The sequence below is a fragment of the Ruegeria atlantica genome (genome assembly GCF_013032505.1).
GTDB lineage: Bacteria > Pseudomonadota > Alphaproteobacteria > Rhodobacterales > Rhodobacteraceae > Ruegeria > Ruegeria atlantica_F.
This window is the reverse complement of the sequence record NZ_WQCG01000004.1, coordinates 1-15,898: the sequence shown is the minus strand read 5'-3', so window position 1 is coordinate 15,898 and position 15,898 is coordinate 1. Positions and strand designations below refer to the sequence as shown.

Annotated in this window: 12 protein-coding genes and 1 tRNA gene; 10 read left to right on the top strand and 3 right to left on the bottom strand. The window is 50.4% G+C overall.

Going from position 1 to position 15,898, the window contains the following annotated elements; translation table 11 throughout:
* Positions 1-41 precede the first annotated feature (41 nt).
* The 10 genes from GOW92_RS15680 to rfbA all read left to right on the top strand — a co-directional run bounded on the left by GOW92_RS15680 (position 42) and on the right by rfbA (position 12,955).
* The gene (locus GOW92_RS15680) at positions 42-1,838 is read left to right on the top strand and encodes an ABC transporter ATP-binding protein (RefSeq protein ID WP_170561588.1); all 1,797 of its coding nucleotides are present in this window, start codon (positions 42-44) and stop codon (positions 1,836-1,838) included.
* 296 nt (positions 1,839-2,134) lie between these two features.
* Complete coding sequence (locus GOW92_RS15675) at positions 2,135-2,566, top strand: sugar 3,4-ketoisomerase (protein WP_170561587.1); 432 nt, start codon at positions 2,135-2,137, stop codon at positions 2,564-2,566.
* Between the two features lies 1 nt (position 2,567).
* Positions 2,568-4,175, top strand: a complete 1,608-nt coding sequence (locus GOW92_RS15670) for an HAD-IIIC family phosphatase (RefSeq protein ID WP_170561586.1) — start codon at positions 2,568-2,570, stop codon at positions 4,173-4,175.
* A 2-nt stretch (positions 4,176-4,177) separates the two neighbouring features.
* Positions 4,178-4,402, top strand: coding sequence for an acyl carrier protein (locus tag GOW92_RS15665; RefSeq protein WP_170561584.1), 225 nt, complete (start codon positions 4,178-4,180; stop codon positions 4,400-4,402).
* 11 nt (positions 4,403-4,413) lie between these two features.
* A complete protein-coding gene (locus GOW92_RS15660; RefSeq protein ID WP_217356555.1) occupies positions 4,414-5,406 on the top strand; it encodes a GNAT family N-acetyltransferase in 993 nt (330 codons plus the stop codon).
* The gene (locus GOW92_RS15655) at positions 5,406-7,982 is read left to right on the top strand and encodes an FkbM family methyltransferase (protein ID WP_170561580.1); all 2,577 of its coding nucleotides are present in this window, start codon (positions 5,406-5,408) and stop codon (positions 7,980-7,982) included. The genes GOW92_RS15660 and GOW92_RS15655 overlap by 1 nt, the downstream gene beginning before the upstream one ends.
* Positions 7,983-7,998: 16 nt before the next feature.
* Positions 7,999-9,093 (top strand): DegT/DnrJ/EryC1/StrS family aminotransferase, encoded by a 1,095-nt coding sequence (locus GOW92_RS15650; RefSeq protein WP_170561579.1) that lies wholly within the window; start codon positions 7,999-8,001, stop codon positions 9,091-9,093.
* Entirely contained in the window at positions 9,077-10,486 is a 1,410-nt protein-coding gene (locus GOW92_RS15645; RefSeq protein ID WP_170561576.1) for a glycosyltransferase, read from the top strand. Before GOW92_RS15650 ends, GOW92_RS15645 begins: the two co-directional genes overlap by 17 nt.
* 461 nt (positions 10,487-10,947) lie before the next feature.
* Complete coding sequence (rfbB, locus tag GOW92_RS15640) at positions 10,948-11,988, top strand: dTDP-glucose 4,6-dehydratase (protein WP_170561574.1); 1,041 nt, start codon at positions 10,948-10,950, stop codon at positions 11,986-11,988.
* Positions 11,989-12,061: 73 nt separating this feature from the next.
* Complete coding sequence (rfbA, locus tag GOW92_RS15635; RefSeq protein WP_170561572.1) at positions 12,062-12,955, top strand: glucose-1-phosphate thymidylyltransferase RfbA; 894 nt, start codon at positions 12,062-12,064, stop codon at positions 12,953-12,955.
* A gap of 75 nt (positions 12,956-13,030) precedes the next feature.
* On the opposite strand, the gene GOW92_RS15630 is transcribed toward rfbA, so the two are convergent.
* From GOW92_RS15630 to GOW92_RS15620, 3 genes are all read right to left on the bottom strand, one after another.
* Entirely contained in the window at positions 13,031-14,017 is a 987-nt protein-coding gene (locus GOW92_RS15630; protein ID WP_170561570.1) for a glycosyltransferase family 8 protein, read from the bottom strand.
* Between the two features lie 230 nt (positions 14,018-14,247).
* Positions 14,248-14,324: transfer RNA gene (locus GOW92_RS15625), tRNA-Arg, on the bottom strand.
* 310 nt (positions 14,325-14,634) lie between these two features.
* Positions 14,635-15,898, bottom strand: a 1,264-nt coding sequence (locus tag GOW92_RS15620) for a hypothetical protein (protein ID WP_217356554.1), incomplete at its 5' end; no start/stop codon positions are given.

Genomic DNA, 15,898 nt, shown 5'->3' with positions numbered 1-15,898 from the left:
TTATCTGAGCGAGCGCATGATTTCATGATCTGGAGAATGCAATGATTAAGCGTGCCTGGACCGAATGGCGATCAGGCTATATGGGCCGCCTCCTCACCGAGAGCTTTTTTGCCCAAGGGCCTCTATATGCCGTTGCCATCGTTGCAATGATCGCCGTGGCCGCAACCACTGCTGGCTCTGCCTTCATGATGGAGTACATCGTGGACGCGATGACCAGCCCTGAAATGCGCGAGTGGGCGGCCGTGATTGCTCTTGGCGTTGTATTGCTTTTCTTGACCAAGGCGCTCGCCTCTTACATCCAGTCCATCTATCTTGCACGCGCGGGAAACCGGATCATCGCGATGCAACAAGACCGCGTGTATCGTAAGCTTTTGCGGCATGGCATTTCATTTTTTGCCCAGAATGAATCTTCGGATCTCCTCATGCGCACCACGCACGGTGCGCAAGCTGCCCGAACCCTGATCGATGTCGTAGTTACCGGTTTTGTGCGTGACGCCTTGACCTTGGTCGGCCTTGTAATTGTCATGGTGTACCAGCAACCAGTGCTATCCATCATGTTCTTTGTCGTCGGACCTGTGGCCTTGCTTGGTGTCCGCCACCTGCTGAAAAGCGTGCGTTCGATCATGCAGCAAGAGTTCAAATCGCTGGCAGAGATTATTCGCGTCCTGCAGGAAACTTCGGCAGGTATCAAGGTGATCAAGGTTTTCTCTCTTGAGGATCGAATGATCAACCGTATGGAAACCGCAATCCTCAAGGTCGAACAGCGCTCGAATGATATTGCTCGTCTGCAGTCGATCGCCAGCCCGCTAATGGAGTTTCTGGCCGGATTGGCCGTTGCCGGCGTTCTGGTCGTTTCGACCCTTGGAATTGCAGGAACAGAGCAACCGACCGCCGGTCAGTTGATGTCATTTATCACGGCCCTACTCATGGCTTATGAGCCCGCCAAGCGTCTATCTAAAATGCGCGTGCAGATCGAGGCAGCCTTGGTCGGTGTTGGTATGTTGTTTGGCCTACTCGATCAGGAAGACACCATGCAGGAAGACCCCGAAGCGCGCGACCTGCTGGACGGGCCAGGCGAGATCGGCTTGCGCAATGTCACCTTTGGGTACCACGGGTCAATTCCGGTGATCGAGAACATGAATGTGACCTTCGAGGCTGGAAAAACCACGGCATTGGTAGGTCAGTCCGGCGGCGGAAAATCGACGATTTTTGGCCTGATCATGCGGTTTTATGACCCCGACGAAGGTACCGTGGAAATTGATGGTCAAAATTTGCAAGACGCTCGCTTTTCCTCACTCAGGCGGAAGATTTCCTATGTGGGTCAGGACACGTTCCTGTTTTCAGCCTCGGTGATGGAAAACCTACGTTGTTCGTCGCCTGACGCGACAGACGAAGAGGTCATTGATGCTGCAAAAGCGGCACACGCGCATGACTTCATCTCTGACTTGCCCGGAGGCTATGACACGCAGGTCGGTGAAAACGGGACCTTCCTGTCCGGCGGCCAAAAACAAAGGATTGCAATTGCACGCGCGATTTTGCGAAATGCCGAGATTTTGCTACTCGACGAGGCCACCAGTGCGCTGGATGCGGAGTCTGAGGCGCTGGTAAAATCTGCGCTGGACGCATTGACCCAGAACATGACTGTGATCGTAATTGCGCACCGTCTTTCGACTGTCCTGGAGGCCGACAAAATCATTGTTGTTCAAGACGGCGCCGTCGTTGAAGAGGGCAACCTAGACGAGCTTTTACAACTCGACGGTCAGTTCAAAAAGCTCTTCGATCAACAATTCAGGAAACATGAATCCGCGGCGGAGGAAAAAGCGGAAGTCGCCGAGTAAGCACCGCGGCTTTGCGCTAAATCCATAGAATGAACACGCGGTCGAGGAGGCCGTGGATGCTCATCACACTACACCATCAGCGGTCACCCGAGACTGGTGCCCAGCTCAACTCAAGCAGTTTGCTATTTGGTCGGAACCACTGACGGAAATCTCGGCCATTTGATGCTAGGCCAACGAACAGGCAAAAAAATTCGCATATACAGAAAATGGATCGCGATGGGCGGAACGCTACTATATACGCGCCGCAGAAACAGTGCTAAATCGCAAAAATTATGTAACCTTTGGATGTGTACTTTATGGACCGGTCTGAAAACGATTATAACGAACTATATGGGATTGTGGACCTACAGGTACGCGGCGATGATCGAGGAAACTTGGTCGTCGTGGAGCAACTTAAGGAAGTACCATTCGAGCTCAAGCGCATGTTTGCTATTTACGGAACCGTTGGCGACGAACCGCGCGGCAGCCATGCAAACCTGCGATCCCGCTTCGGATTTTTGTGTCTGAAAGGGCGCTGCCGAGTTCGGCTGATGGCTCCTGATGGTGAATTCGCCAGCGTGGATTTGGACTCTCCTTCAAAACTCCTCTGGATAGAGAGGATGGTTTGGAAAGAGATGTGTGACTTTAGCGAGGATTGTGTTCTGGTTGTTGTGTCTGATAATCTCTACGATCCTGATGAATACATCCACTCTTACGACGACTACAAAAACATGAAGATAAGTGGCTAAAATGGATAAACTGCTTGAATTTCACAGCCTAACATCAAGTCAAGACCTCAAGCGCAGCGATCTTATCGGCCGGGGCGATGAACAAGCTCGCAACCTGAAGATCAACGTCATCCGCAACCACTCATTTGAACTGGTCGCGGCGACGCTTAATGCATTCCTGGAAATCTCAGGTCTGAAGGCAGAATTCAGCTATAGCGACTACGATGACGCCTTTGCGAATGTAGATTTTTCGACCGGTGCAGATGCGCATATTCTTTGGGTTGATCTGGACCGGTATGATGACAAAGGGCGTGAACATATTGCCGCGCGATTGAACGAGCTTGGCCAAGGCGCGGCAGACCCCGTGATTATTGTGCCGATTGGTGCGAATTTTGAGGCTCAGGAACCTTTGTTCAAGGCAGACGTTTCGCCAATTATCACTCGTCTTGGAGACAAGTTTTTTGACGAGCGACTCGCTGACTTCACAGGCACCCGTTGCAGCCCGGCTGCATGTATGGAAATGTCCCGATTGCTCGGTCTGCGCGTAATACCAGCCGTAATCCTACCGGGATTAAAAGCCGTAGTCGTTGATCTCGACAACACTCTTTACAAGGGCGTTCTTGGCGAAGACGGTGCAGACGGTGTCGTGTTGGAGCCCGGGCATATTGCGTTGCAGCAGAAGCTGGTCGAGCTTGCCGGGCAGGGGTTTTTCATTTGCGTCGCATCGAAGAACGAAGCAGAAGACGCGGAACACTTGTTCAACAGCCGCACTGATTTCCCTCTTCGTCCTGAACACGTAACCAAATTCATGGTCAACTGGGACTCCAAGTCTTCCAATATTCAAGGCCTGGAAAAATTCCTGAACATTCACCATTCATCAATGTTGTTTGTCGACGACAATATGGGTGAGTTGTTTGAAGTGGGCAATGCGCTGCCGGACATCAAGCAGTTCTGGGCTTCGCCGGACAGTGAGGCCAATGCCCGAGGTGTTAGTGTATATCCAGGGTTGCTGAAATCTAAAGTCTCTGCAGAAGATGTGGCCAGAAGCAAAGACGTACAGGCAAATGAGGAGCGGCGACGCCTGCGCGAGCAGATGTCCCCCGAAGACTATCTGCGCTCGCTTGAGATTAAGATCAGCTTCAAGGCAGACCATCCCGAGCAGGTTTCCCGAGTTTCTGAACTATCTCGAAAAACAAACCAATTTATCTTCAACTACAAGCGCTACTCGCTTGCAGAGGTAAAGGCTGCAGCAGAAAGTCCATCTTCTTGTGTGATGACCGTTTCGATGAGCGACAAGCTGATCGACAGTGGCATCATTGGCTGCCTGATTGCTCACAAACACGAGGACACCTTGCAGGTGGAGGATATGTTTGTCAGTTGCCGCGCACTGGGTCGCGGCCTGGACGACGTTGTTGTTCTGGGCGCCATCAAATGCGCGGCTGACCAATTGGGATGTTCCAAAATCAAGATCGAGTTTCAAAAAGGCGACCGCAATGGTCCAGCAGAGGAGTTCGTTGCGAAGTACCTGAAAGAACACGCCAAAGCCCCCTCGGAGCTAGACTATTCATTCCCTCAGGGAATCGTCGAGATCTCCATCCCTGAACTAGATGTAGAAGAGCAGAGTTACTAACCATGTCTGAAAACGTTTTGTCCTTTGTAGAAAGCCGGGCGGGCCTGGGTGATAAATTCCAAGCGCATTACGAAGATGCCGAGGTTTGGAGTTCGTTTGACCGTATCGAACATGCTTTAGCCGCCGAAGAAGAATTCGGCATTCAGTTCTCGCCAGAAGAGCTGACGGAGCTGGGTTCTCCCAAGAGTTTCGTTGATGCAATTCAGTTGAAACTGAACGGAAACTAAGGAGCGGGTTCGTGACAGATGTACTTCGCTCGCGTCGTCTGACGGGGTTATCCTTTCAATTGCGCCCCGTTTCTGAAGACGATGCAGAGTACATCGTCAACCTGCGCAGCGCCGACAGCCAAAAGCAAAAATACCTCAACCCGATTTCCCCTGATGTGGAAGCCCAGCGGGCGTGGCTCCAGAAGCAGTCCCAAGTCGAAGGGGATTATTACTTCCTCGTTCAGGATCGTTTCACCCAGCAGAATGTCGGGTTGATCGGCCTTTACGATATCAGTGAAGGCCGGGGGGAATGGGGTCGTTGGATTATCGAAGACGGCAGTCTGGCAGCTATCGAGAGCGTCAATCTTCTGATGTCCTTCGGGTTTCATGATTTGGGTTTGGCTGAAATCTACTGCCGAACTGTTTCAGAAAACACCAGTGTCGTGAAATTCCATGATGGGTACGCACAGCGTCGCGCTGCGGCCGCGCCCAATACCGTGGAATTGCGTGGTGAAACATTCGAACTGGTCGAACATGTTCTAACCAAAGAAGAATATGTTGAAACGACGGCTGCGAAATGGGGAAGCTTCTGTCAGAACATCTTTAATCGCCGCCTGCAGGCAGAGTTAGGCGTATTTGAATTCCACCATATCGGAATAGCCGCAAAATCAATTGATGCTGCTGCTGCTGGGTATCGCCTTGTTGGTTACGCGGATGAAGCTCGTTTCACTGATCCCGGTCAAGGTGTGCACGGTCTGTTTATGACCGCAAAATCCCAACCTCGCATCGAGCTTCTCGAAAATATGGACGGCTCAAAAACGCTGGACAGCTGGCTTTCGCACAGTGTCACACCCTATCACTTCGCATACTATGTCAAAGACATTGAGACAGCTATGAGTACGATGGGGCGCTTGGGTATCCGTCCCATAACTCCGGTGAAGAAATCCGTTTATTTTCAGACCCCCATAGTCTTCATGGTGATGCCTAACCGGTTTATTGTCGAACTCATCGAGATTTCTGAATAATGACTTTTCCAATTGTATTCTACTTTCCCTGGCGAGAGGCATCCGGCGGTCCGGTATACCTGACGTCCATCGCACGGCGGTTGGCTGAGGTTTACTCTGGAAAGGTTTACTACACTGATTTCAAAGACGGAATTACGGACCCAATGCTTGAGGGATCCAGTGTAGAGAAACTTGAGCTGGAAGACGGGGTCTTCGGGGTTGCGCTGCAAGAACCAGTCATACTTGTGACCCCAATTTATTGGGCGCATTGGCTACCCGAGCTGCACCCCGACAGTAAGATTATTTTTGTGAATTGGCACAACCTTTGCGTCCCAGTTCTCAAGGATTCATGGAACATAGACTCGGACCGCTTGCTAGAGTTCCTTCAAACGGTCAGTGACAACCACGCCGTGTTCTTTTGCGATGCAGCACATAGGCAAGCGCAAATGGACTACGGAATCCCGTTCGACGAAAACTATGTCCCAATTGGCATCGAACCCAGCCCTACGCGGAAGACTAACTACGTGGCCCCTAAGGGGGAATTGAAGATTGCAATCCTTGGGCGTCTGTCCATAGACAAAGTCTTTGCAGTAACGAACCTGGCGCGCCATTTAGATGCCTATCCATTTGAAGGCACAAAAACCTTATACGTCATAGGAAATGGTCCGGAAGAAAACAGGATTGTTCCAGAGGACTATCCATCGGTGAACATTGTGTTCACCGGACCTATGTTTGACGAAAAGCTTGATGCATTCCTAATTGAGAATGTTGATGTCATGTTTGCCATGGGCACGTCCGCCTTGGCATCGGGTCGGTTGGCCATCCCCACTGTCGTAGTGTGCAACGAGATTCATGACTATGATGACGACATTTTCGTGTATCTTCAGGAAGCCAAAGGGTTCTGTCTGGGCTGGCAAGTCGAACAGGCGCCATCATTTGACATTCCTATTCGTACTTGTGCAGAAATCCTGGACGACATGCGGGATGCAAAAAAACAAAAGGAACTCGGTGACAGCGTCCATCAATACGTGTCTGAATTTCACAATGCCAAGTTTGCAGCGGATGAATTCCTGAAGGCGGCCACGAAATCAACACTTACGTTCCGAAGTGCGAAAGACGTTTTTCTTGGATGGCAAATCGAGAAAAAAACGTACCGGCTTGGTTTCAAAGGAAAACTGCGTGCCGTACGTTATACCAACGACATGTTGGAATTGCGATACAAAGACAAGCTAATTCGGCGCATGAAGTTCAAGGGCCTAGAGTACAAGTTGTGGCTATTGCTGATTGGCGTGATTGCAATTGCCGCTTTTCCGCTGACCTTGTTGCTGATCGGGGCGAACATGTTCCGAAAAGCCAAGAAAAACAGCCGGGCCACACGGGCGCTAAACACGCAGCTATTTGATCTTGCTACAAACCAAGTTCCGGCACTCAACCATAAACTTGACCGACAACATGCTGAGATTGAAAGTCAGGCCAGACGGTTGGAGGATCAAGCTGAGCGGTTGGACGCTCAAACCAATGAGCTCGAAAAGCAAACGTCACGTGTCGAATCTCAATCCCAGCGGATTGAAGCGCTGAAGTTTGAGGTTGTGCAGGAGGTCAACCAAAATACTTACGCAACGGTTTTGGGCCAGCCCACAAGTTACGTGAACAACGGCGCTTACATCGCACAAATGGACACGTGTGATTCAATAATCGACCAGGCATCTTATGAACAGTTCAGCGGCGATGTAGAGCAACTGTATTTGGATTTGATCGCCGGTATGGATGACGAAAGCCGCCGGATCATAACTCGCGTTTTAAAGCGACTCCGCGATTATTCAATTTACAAAGCCGGAACCTTCCAACTGACACGTGAAGAGGAAGATAAATTCCGCGAGTTGATGGATTTCCACTATGATCGCATCCTAAGGCTGTCGGACAAGTGGTATCTTTATGATGGTAAATACCGCTTACCGTCTGCAGACATCTCGTCGACCGTATTTTACTATAAGCACTTCCTGACAGAGCTTGAGCGCCCTGCCGCGCTGAAGAAAAAGGCGATGATCGATGTGGGGGCGTATTTTGGCGATTCCGTCCTGATCATGCGAGAGTTCACAGATGGTGAAATCTGGGCCGTAGAACCAAGTCGCGAAAATTTTGATCTACTGAATGAGACGATCAACCAGAATGGTCTGAAGGATGTTCGACCCTTGAACATCGGGCTTGGCAGCAAACCATCGGAAATGGTGGTCCTGGATCGTGGAGATCAGTCTAGTTTGGTAACTGCAACAGACGGTCAATCCATCGAACGTGACACAATTTCCGTCCAGACTCTGGATTCTCTAGTGGACGAACATGGGATCGAAGTTGGCTTGATCAAGATCGACGTCGAGGGCATGGAATTCGATGTACTGGAAGGCGCTCGAAAGACAATTCTCGAGCAAAAGCCGGTTCTACTCATCAGTATTTATCACAACTTTGATCAGTTCTTTAAAGCTCGAAAGTGGGTAGAGGAATTGGGTGTTGAATACGATTTCAAGATTCGAAAACCATTGGATATGTCAATCGCAGTAGATACCAACCTGATCTGCGAACCACGCGTCGAAGACAGGTGAAGGTAAGGAACACGCTATGATCAGCTTTTTGAATTTGAAAGAGATTAACGCGCGCCACAGCGAAGAAATCGCTCAGGCTATGCAAGACGTTCTCGACAGCGGATGGTACGTGCGCGGCACACAGTATCAGGATTTTTGTCAAGAGTTCGCGGAATACTGCGGCACTCAGCATGCTATCGGAGTTGGCAACGGTCTGGATGCGCTTGAGCTTTGTCTTGATGCATTGGGTTTGGATGCCGGGGACGAGGTCATAGTTCCGGCCAACACCTATATTGCAACGGTCCTCGCCGTATCCAGAGTTGGTCTGACTCCAGTTCTGGTAGAACCGGATCCCAATACCTTTAACTTGTCCGAAAAAGGGCTTGCCGAAGCGTTGACGCCCAAAACACGTGCAATACTGGCAGTGCATCTATACGGACGATTGGCGGACATGCCGGCCATATGCAAATTTGCCAAGGAACACCGGTTGTTCGTCATCGAAGACTGCGCGCAATCCCATGGCGCAACATTGAATGGAATACGAGCAGGAAACTTTGGCGATATCTCGGCGTTTTCCTTCTATCCGGGTAAAAACCTCGGTGCCTTAGGAGATGGCGGTGCCGTCGTTACAAATGACGATGCCCTGGCAGCAAAAGTGGACATGTTGTCGAACTATGGTTCGCGGCAAAAATATGTAAATGAAGCCAAAGGGCGAAATTCCAGACTGGATGAGCTTCAGGCCGCTATTCTACGGGTCAAACTGAAATACCTTGACGATGAAAACGCGCGACGCCGCGAAATAGCGCGCGCTTATTGTGATGGCATCAAAAGCAATCACGTGACGTTGCCGGAATTCCCAAGCGATGCGCTGACCAGCGTCTGGCATTTGTTTGTCATTCGTACGAAACATCGCGACCTGCTTGAGAAACACCTGAAAGAACGCGGTGTCCAAACTCTGGTTCATTACCCCATACCGCCCCACCAGCAGGCTGCATATGCTGAACTGGCCGATCTTTCTTTTCCCCTAACGGAAGCCATTCATGAAGAAGTGCTGTCGTTGCCAATTGATCCGACAATGTCGGATGAAGACGTGCGTGATGTTTGCGAGGCGTTGAATGCATTCACGGCGTGAATTGCTATCTAGGACGATTGCGAACGCCCAGAAGTTTGAACGTATTTGTTTTGAACTTGCCGCCATCAAAGCGCCTTCTAAAAGAATGAAGGCCATAGAGGTGGCGGCACATTTTGCGAATGGCACCGGTGCAGGTGTTTACCGGTCGCGAGAACTTGAAGTTGCCCTCTCGGAACTAGCCACGACGATAGGGTCACCCCACGACCCGGGAAAATCCGGTCGCTCTGGTGTTTTGCACGTCATGAGTACAGCCTTTCCCTGGGGTGGGCACACACGCGTCGTGGAACGCTGGATAGGCCTCGATGGTGGAAAGCGTTCGCAATCTGTGGTTCTTACGGAACAAGGTGCGCAGCCGGTTCCAAAACTGTTAAACGACGTCGTGACCAACGCAGGTGGTAAAATCCATAGGTTGCGCGATAAGAAATCGATTGAAACACGTGCCCATGATCTCAAGTCTATCGCGCTAGGGTTTGAATTCGTCGTTCTGCACATTCATATGCACGATATCGTTCCGTCCCTTGCATTCGGGATGCCCTCTTTTCCCGTGCCGGTGATATTTTACAATCATGCCGATCACCGTTTCTCAGTTGGAATGGAGGTAGCGCACGCGGTCGCCGAAACCCGCAGCTGGGGGCGAGTGCTTACCGAGACAAGACGCGGTATTTCAAACAGCAAACGACTCGGGATTCCTTTGTCCATCGATGAAACTACGTCAAGCACGCGGCAAGATTTCAACCGCGATCAACTCTCGATTCCAAAGGAAGCCAAGATCGCGATTGCGTCGGCATCGCAATACAAGTTCCAGCCGTTTCTGGATCTGAACTTCTTCGAAACGATCAAGAAAATACTTCGGCAAAACAAACAAATTTGGATACTCCTTGTCGGCGTTTCGGAGACCTTCTGCCGACGACAATTAATCGATGCTGGATGCGACTCCTTCGACCTCCAGAGGGTGATCCCAATTCCTGCCTGCGATGAGACAGAGTTCAAGAGCTACCTGAAAGCAGCGGACGTGGCGCTGGACACCCTGCCGGAAAACGGCTGCACGGCTGCTATGGACTATATCAGCAATGGACTTCCGGTGGTCTCCAGAAAGACTTTCATTGGACAAATGGACCATCTGATCGATCAGCCCGAATATGTCCGGACCGACGATGAATTCACTAACCAGTTTCTGGATTTAGTCGACACGAAAAGTGACCGTGAAGCCGCCGCAGAGCGACAATTTGAAAGCCTGTGTAATGACTGTCGCAGCGAAGTCTTTTTAGACAGGCTAGATAGCCTGTACAGCTCTGCAACCATTCAGAAACCTGTTGGCGTTGCAGAGGGCAATCTCTTCCACGGCTTTTCGGATCTTGACTTGTTTCACACTCATAGGACGACTTTGAACTAAACAACCGGCGATAATTCGCACCAACGATTAGTGCCACCTTTCTTCGACCTACACTTGTGATCTACCTTCACGGCGGCCGGTTTTGCCATCCAAGGAAATGAAGCACTTGTGTAATGGACGCCACGCTGTACGAAGGCGGATTGCTTTCGCGATGCTTTAGCGTCTGGACGTAACTTCAATCGCTATTGTCAACCATTCTGAAGAGACCTAGAGATCAAAAAATTAATCGGAACTGTAGCAGTTGACAGCGAGTTATGAGAAAACTCACGTGAGTAGCCCGGCAACTAATTGGTATTTGGTGCACTGTTCTAATCGCATCGGAGGACAATGCAATTGAAAGCAAAAACAAGGTGGGGTTCGACCCTAAGCTTCGGGCGGTCAACGAGTTCTGACTCTTCTTCCCGGCGTCCGTTGGCGATGGCACGGAAATCATACAGTCCACATATGAACGAGGTAGTGACGTGAAAATTCTGGTAACAGGTGGAATGGGGTTTATTGGCTCAGCAGTCGTGCGCCAGGCCATCAGTAGCGGTCATTCTGTGATCAATGTTGATTCACTCACGTATGCAGCTTGCACCGAAAATGTAGCCAGTGTCGCAGAAAACCCTAACCATATATTTGAAAAGGCCGACATTTGCGATGGCGCCAAAATGCTGGAGCTACTGGAGCAACACGAGCCTGATGCCATCATGCATCTCGCCGCTGAAAGCCACGTAGACCGTTCAATTGACGGTCCTGGCGCGTTTGTAGAAACCAATATTGTCGGAACCTATCGCCTGCTTGAAGCCGCCCGCCACTGGTGGGTATCACAGGGCCGACCAGAAGGGTTTCGGTTTCATCACATCTCAACCGACGAAGTGTTTGGCTCATTGGGTACAACAGGGTTCTTTGTAGAAGACAGCCCATACCAGCCCAACTCACCTTATTCGGCTTCCAAGGCCGGGTCAGACCACCTTGTACGGGCCTGGCACGAAACCTACGGTCTACCAATTGTCATGACCAATTGTTCTAACAATTACGGTCCGTATCAGTTTCCCGAAAAACTGATCCCTGTGGTTATCCTCAAGGCTTTGGCCGGTGAGGCCATTCCGATTTATGGAAAAGGCGATAATATTCGCGACTGGTTACATGTCGAAGATCACGCCGAAGCGCTGCTTTTGGTCCTGGAAAAAGGTGAACTTGGCCGCAGCTACAATATCGGCGGCGAAAACGAGATGACCAATCTCGAACTGGTTGAAAAGCTTTGCGGCGTTCTGGATCGATTAAGGCCCGCTGCCAATCCCTATTCTGATCTTATATCGTTTGTGAAAGATCGTCCCGGCCATGACAAGCGCTATGCAATTGATGCGACACGCGTTGGTAAAGAGTTAAATTGGCACCCATCTCATACGCCAGAGACTGGATTGGAACAGACTGTACAGTGGTACCTTGAAAACTCGGACTGGTTGGAAAACTTAAAATCCCGTACCGGTGTGGGTCAGCGTTTGGGTTCTTCCAGCTAACGTTGTTTTGCAGGATACGAGAATCTCGCCAAACTGACGGTGGTTCTATCACAGCATTTACAAAGGAAAGAAGATGAAACGTAAGGGTATTATTCTAGCCGGCGGCTCGGGTACACGCTTGTATCCAATTACGATGGCTGTTTCGAAACAGCTTTTGCCGATCTACGATAAACCAATGATTTATTACCCCCTTAGCGTTCTCATGCTGGCGGGCATTCGGGAAATCGCAATTATCACAACGCCGCAAGACCAGGCTCAGTTTCAAAGACTTTTGGGGGATGGAAGCCAATACGGGCTTGACCTGACCTGGATCGTTCAGGACTCGCCGGACGGGCTTGCCCAGGCTTATCTGCTTGCCGAAGAATTTCTGGATGGTGCACCGTCTGCGATGATCTTGGGCGACAATATTTTCTTCGGTCACGCATTGCCGGAACTCCTGAACGCCGCGAATAGTCATACCGAAGGCGGAACGGTTTTCGCCTATCGGGTTGCCGACCCTGAAAGGTATGGTGTCGTGGATTTTGATGGCGACAAGGTTCGTCACATCGTTGAAAAACCAAAAAACCCACCGTCAAGATATGCTGTAACAGGTCTGTATTTTCTGGATGGTGACGCCCCTAAACGTGCTCGTCACATCCAACCGTCTGAGCGCGGAGAGCTGGAGATTACCACGCTTTTGGAAACATATCTGGCGGACGGCCTTTTAAATGTTCAGTCCCTTGGGCGTGGATTTGCTTGGTTTGACACCGGAACGCACGCGTCGCTGCTGGATGCGGGTAACTTTGTCCGGACCCTCACCGAACGGCAAGGAATGCAAGCCGGAAGTCCCGACGAAATCGCTTGGCTTCAAGGTTGGATCGATAGTTCAATTTTGGCAGAAAGAGCTGAAATCTTTAAGAAAACGCAGTATGCTGATTACTTGAGGTTGCTGTTGGAAGACAAGATGATGCAACCGAAAAACGGCTGATCCAGGTTTGATTGCAACTCCTATTTGATGGATGGTCACTTCTTCTCATAGTGGTACTTGCTGTTGCATTAACCACTAGTTGTTTGCGGTGACCATCCTGCGCGACTTGCTAAAGCGGCTTCGAATAAGGTCTATTGTCTTGCGCTGTATTCTCTCACCGAGTGTTTCCCGCCAAGGCGTCTGGTTGCGAAGGTCCCAATAGAGTTCACGCAGAGGATGATTGCAGTTTGAATTCCAGGGCTTTCTTCGATCGGTAAAGTGCAATATTCCTGGAAAGGTCAAGGCAATTTCCGCTTCCTCCGGCGAGTATGCTGGGTCTAGGTTGTTGGGAGTGTACAACCTAGTGTTTGCATTCCAGCGAAGATCCAGTTTTGTCGCTTTTCCCTCGAACATCAGGTTGAGAATATCTTGGTCCTGAAGTTCTATGTCGACATCTGTTCGCGAAACCGTTTCTGTGATTTTGTCAGCGAATTTTTTGGGGTCAATCGCGTTCAGATTGAAAATCAGTACCCCTGCGTTGAAATAGAACGCCGTTTTGGAAAAGTTTAAGCGTTCGGCTTGTGTAACGCCGCCCTCATCCGGAGCTGCAGCAATCGGTGAATTACCAATCTCTGTTGTCCATAATCTGCTCAGACGGTCGGTTACAACCGTATCGCAATCAAGGTAGATAACCCGGTCGGCAAGTTTGTGCAGAACTTCCGGAATGAGCAAGCGAATGTATGTCGCCCTTGATATATGCTCTCGGTTGTCAGGTAGGCTGTCGAACTGTTCTCCATCAATCTGATGCCAAAAAATGTTAGCATTTTGTGACAGCCCTTCGAGCGACATCCGAGCGTGGTTATCTAAGTCGTCGACATGAAGAATGTGTGCATTCAGTTTGCACGTGCTTCCCACCGCGCGGATGGCCGATAGCAATGTGACAGCCGCATGAGGCAAAAATTTGCGGTCAAAGGTCAGACAGATGTCGATCTCGGTGATTTTTTCATCGTTCTCTGTATCAGAAAGTTGCCGGCTAATGTTCTCGATAATCTGACTTTTTTTGATTGATGATTGCTCAGTCATTCTCGCTTCTTTACATTAATCTAGCTGAATCGGCTTCTACCACACCGTAGATAAGAAGTTTTACCCTGTATAAGATACTGAGCCCGTTAGCTTTGAAAGCCCGTTTGAAGTTGGTCTAACATCCATCCCAGAAACACGCGAGCATCCAACAAAGCTGAGGCATAGCGCCTAGCTGGACTGTACAGCCGCTTATGACGTCCTAGTTTGCTGCCGTGGATGACGAAATCAAATGGCGACCCCGGCAGGATTCGAACCTGCAACCTGCCCCTTAGGAGGGGGCTGCTCTATCCAGTTGAGCCACGGGGCCGTCCTTTGAAAAACAACAGGTCAGATTGTCTTGCAGCAGACGAGTTGAGAACACAGAAACGGTTCATTTAGCCTTGCTTATTCGATCAGTGAACGCATTCCAAGAGGCCTGAGCCCTCGCTTTTGAAAGACAGGGCGCGCAGTTGATCTAAGCGTTTCCTAAATCGACGGTTTAAAGCAGGATACCCTGCGCAGCTTCAAAACGTCAGCTATCCCAAACAGACACGGCATATTTGCTTTTCGCCGTTCCAACCTTGCGCCAAGCAGCCCCGCCAAAACCGACGGGACTGACGTTAGCTTCATCATTGCTTTTACAGAAGAAAGGCATCGTCTTCTAACAAGGTTGAAATCACCAGATCGTCGTCTTCAATGCCTTCGAATTCCTTCGAAAGCGACCCAGCATGCCCTCCCGCTGAACCTTCGTTACCCGACTGTTCAGATCCGCCTGAGGACAACAAAGAAAAATCATCTTCAATTTCGTCCGCCGGCAAGAGATCAGAAGCGAATTTAAGAAGATCAGCAGGTTCCTCCAGAAGCGCGTTGTCCGAGGCTTCCCTGGCGCTCACTGCAAGCCCTGCCGTAGGCATGAACGGGCTCAACCTTGGCTCGTCATACCCATTGTTCCCATCACCGTTGAGATCGTACTGATAGAAGCTTTCAACGTCGATCACGTCCTCGATGGCTTCGCTGCTAACAAATTCTCCGTTAGCGTTGACTGTCCATTCGCTAAACGCACCATCCTCATTCTTCCACAGTACTTTAAAGCCATCCTCAAATGCCTCGGCATGAAGCGCCTGCCAGCCGGGGAAGCTGTTGGGGCCGGTTTTGGCTCCATTCAGTGTCAGTTCGATCGAGTCATTGATAAGATAAACACCGCGCGTTGACGACGCGAGTGTTGTGGATCCGTTCGTTTCTAAAGTTGTCGTGAAATGTCCAGTCCGACCGTCGTTGTTCAGATCGACGTTGTAGAACTCTTCGACGTCGATGACATTTCCGACCCCGTTACTACCGATAAACTGGCCAGCACTATTGACGGTCCATTCGCTATAAGCGCCGTCCGCATTCTTCCAAAGCACCTTATAGTTTTCGCCAGAGGCTTCGGCGTGAATCGCATCCCAACCACCAATAGTACCGGGGCCGACAAGCCCGCCGTTCAGGGTCAGACCGATATTGTCGTTCAGCAGATAAACGCCGTGGGTCGACGAGTAGAAAGACGTGTCCCCGTCGTTTTCGATAAGCGTCGAGAAGTGTCCAGTCTGGCCGTCGTTGTTCAGATCGACGTTGTAGAACTCCTCGACGTCGATGACATTCCCGACCCCGTTACTGCCAATAAACTGGCCAGCACTATTGACGGTCCATTCGCTATAAGCGCCGTCCGCATTCTTCCAAAGCACTTTATAGTTTTCGCCAGAGGCTTCGGCGTGAATCGCATCCCAACCACCAATAGTACCGGGGCCGACAAGCCCGCCGTTCAGGGTCAGACCAATATTGTCGTTCAGCAGATAAACGCCGTGGGTCGACGAGTAGAAAGACGTGTCCCCGTCGTTTTCGATAAGCGTCGAGAAGTGTCCAGTC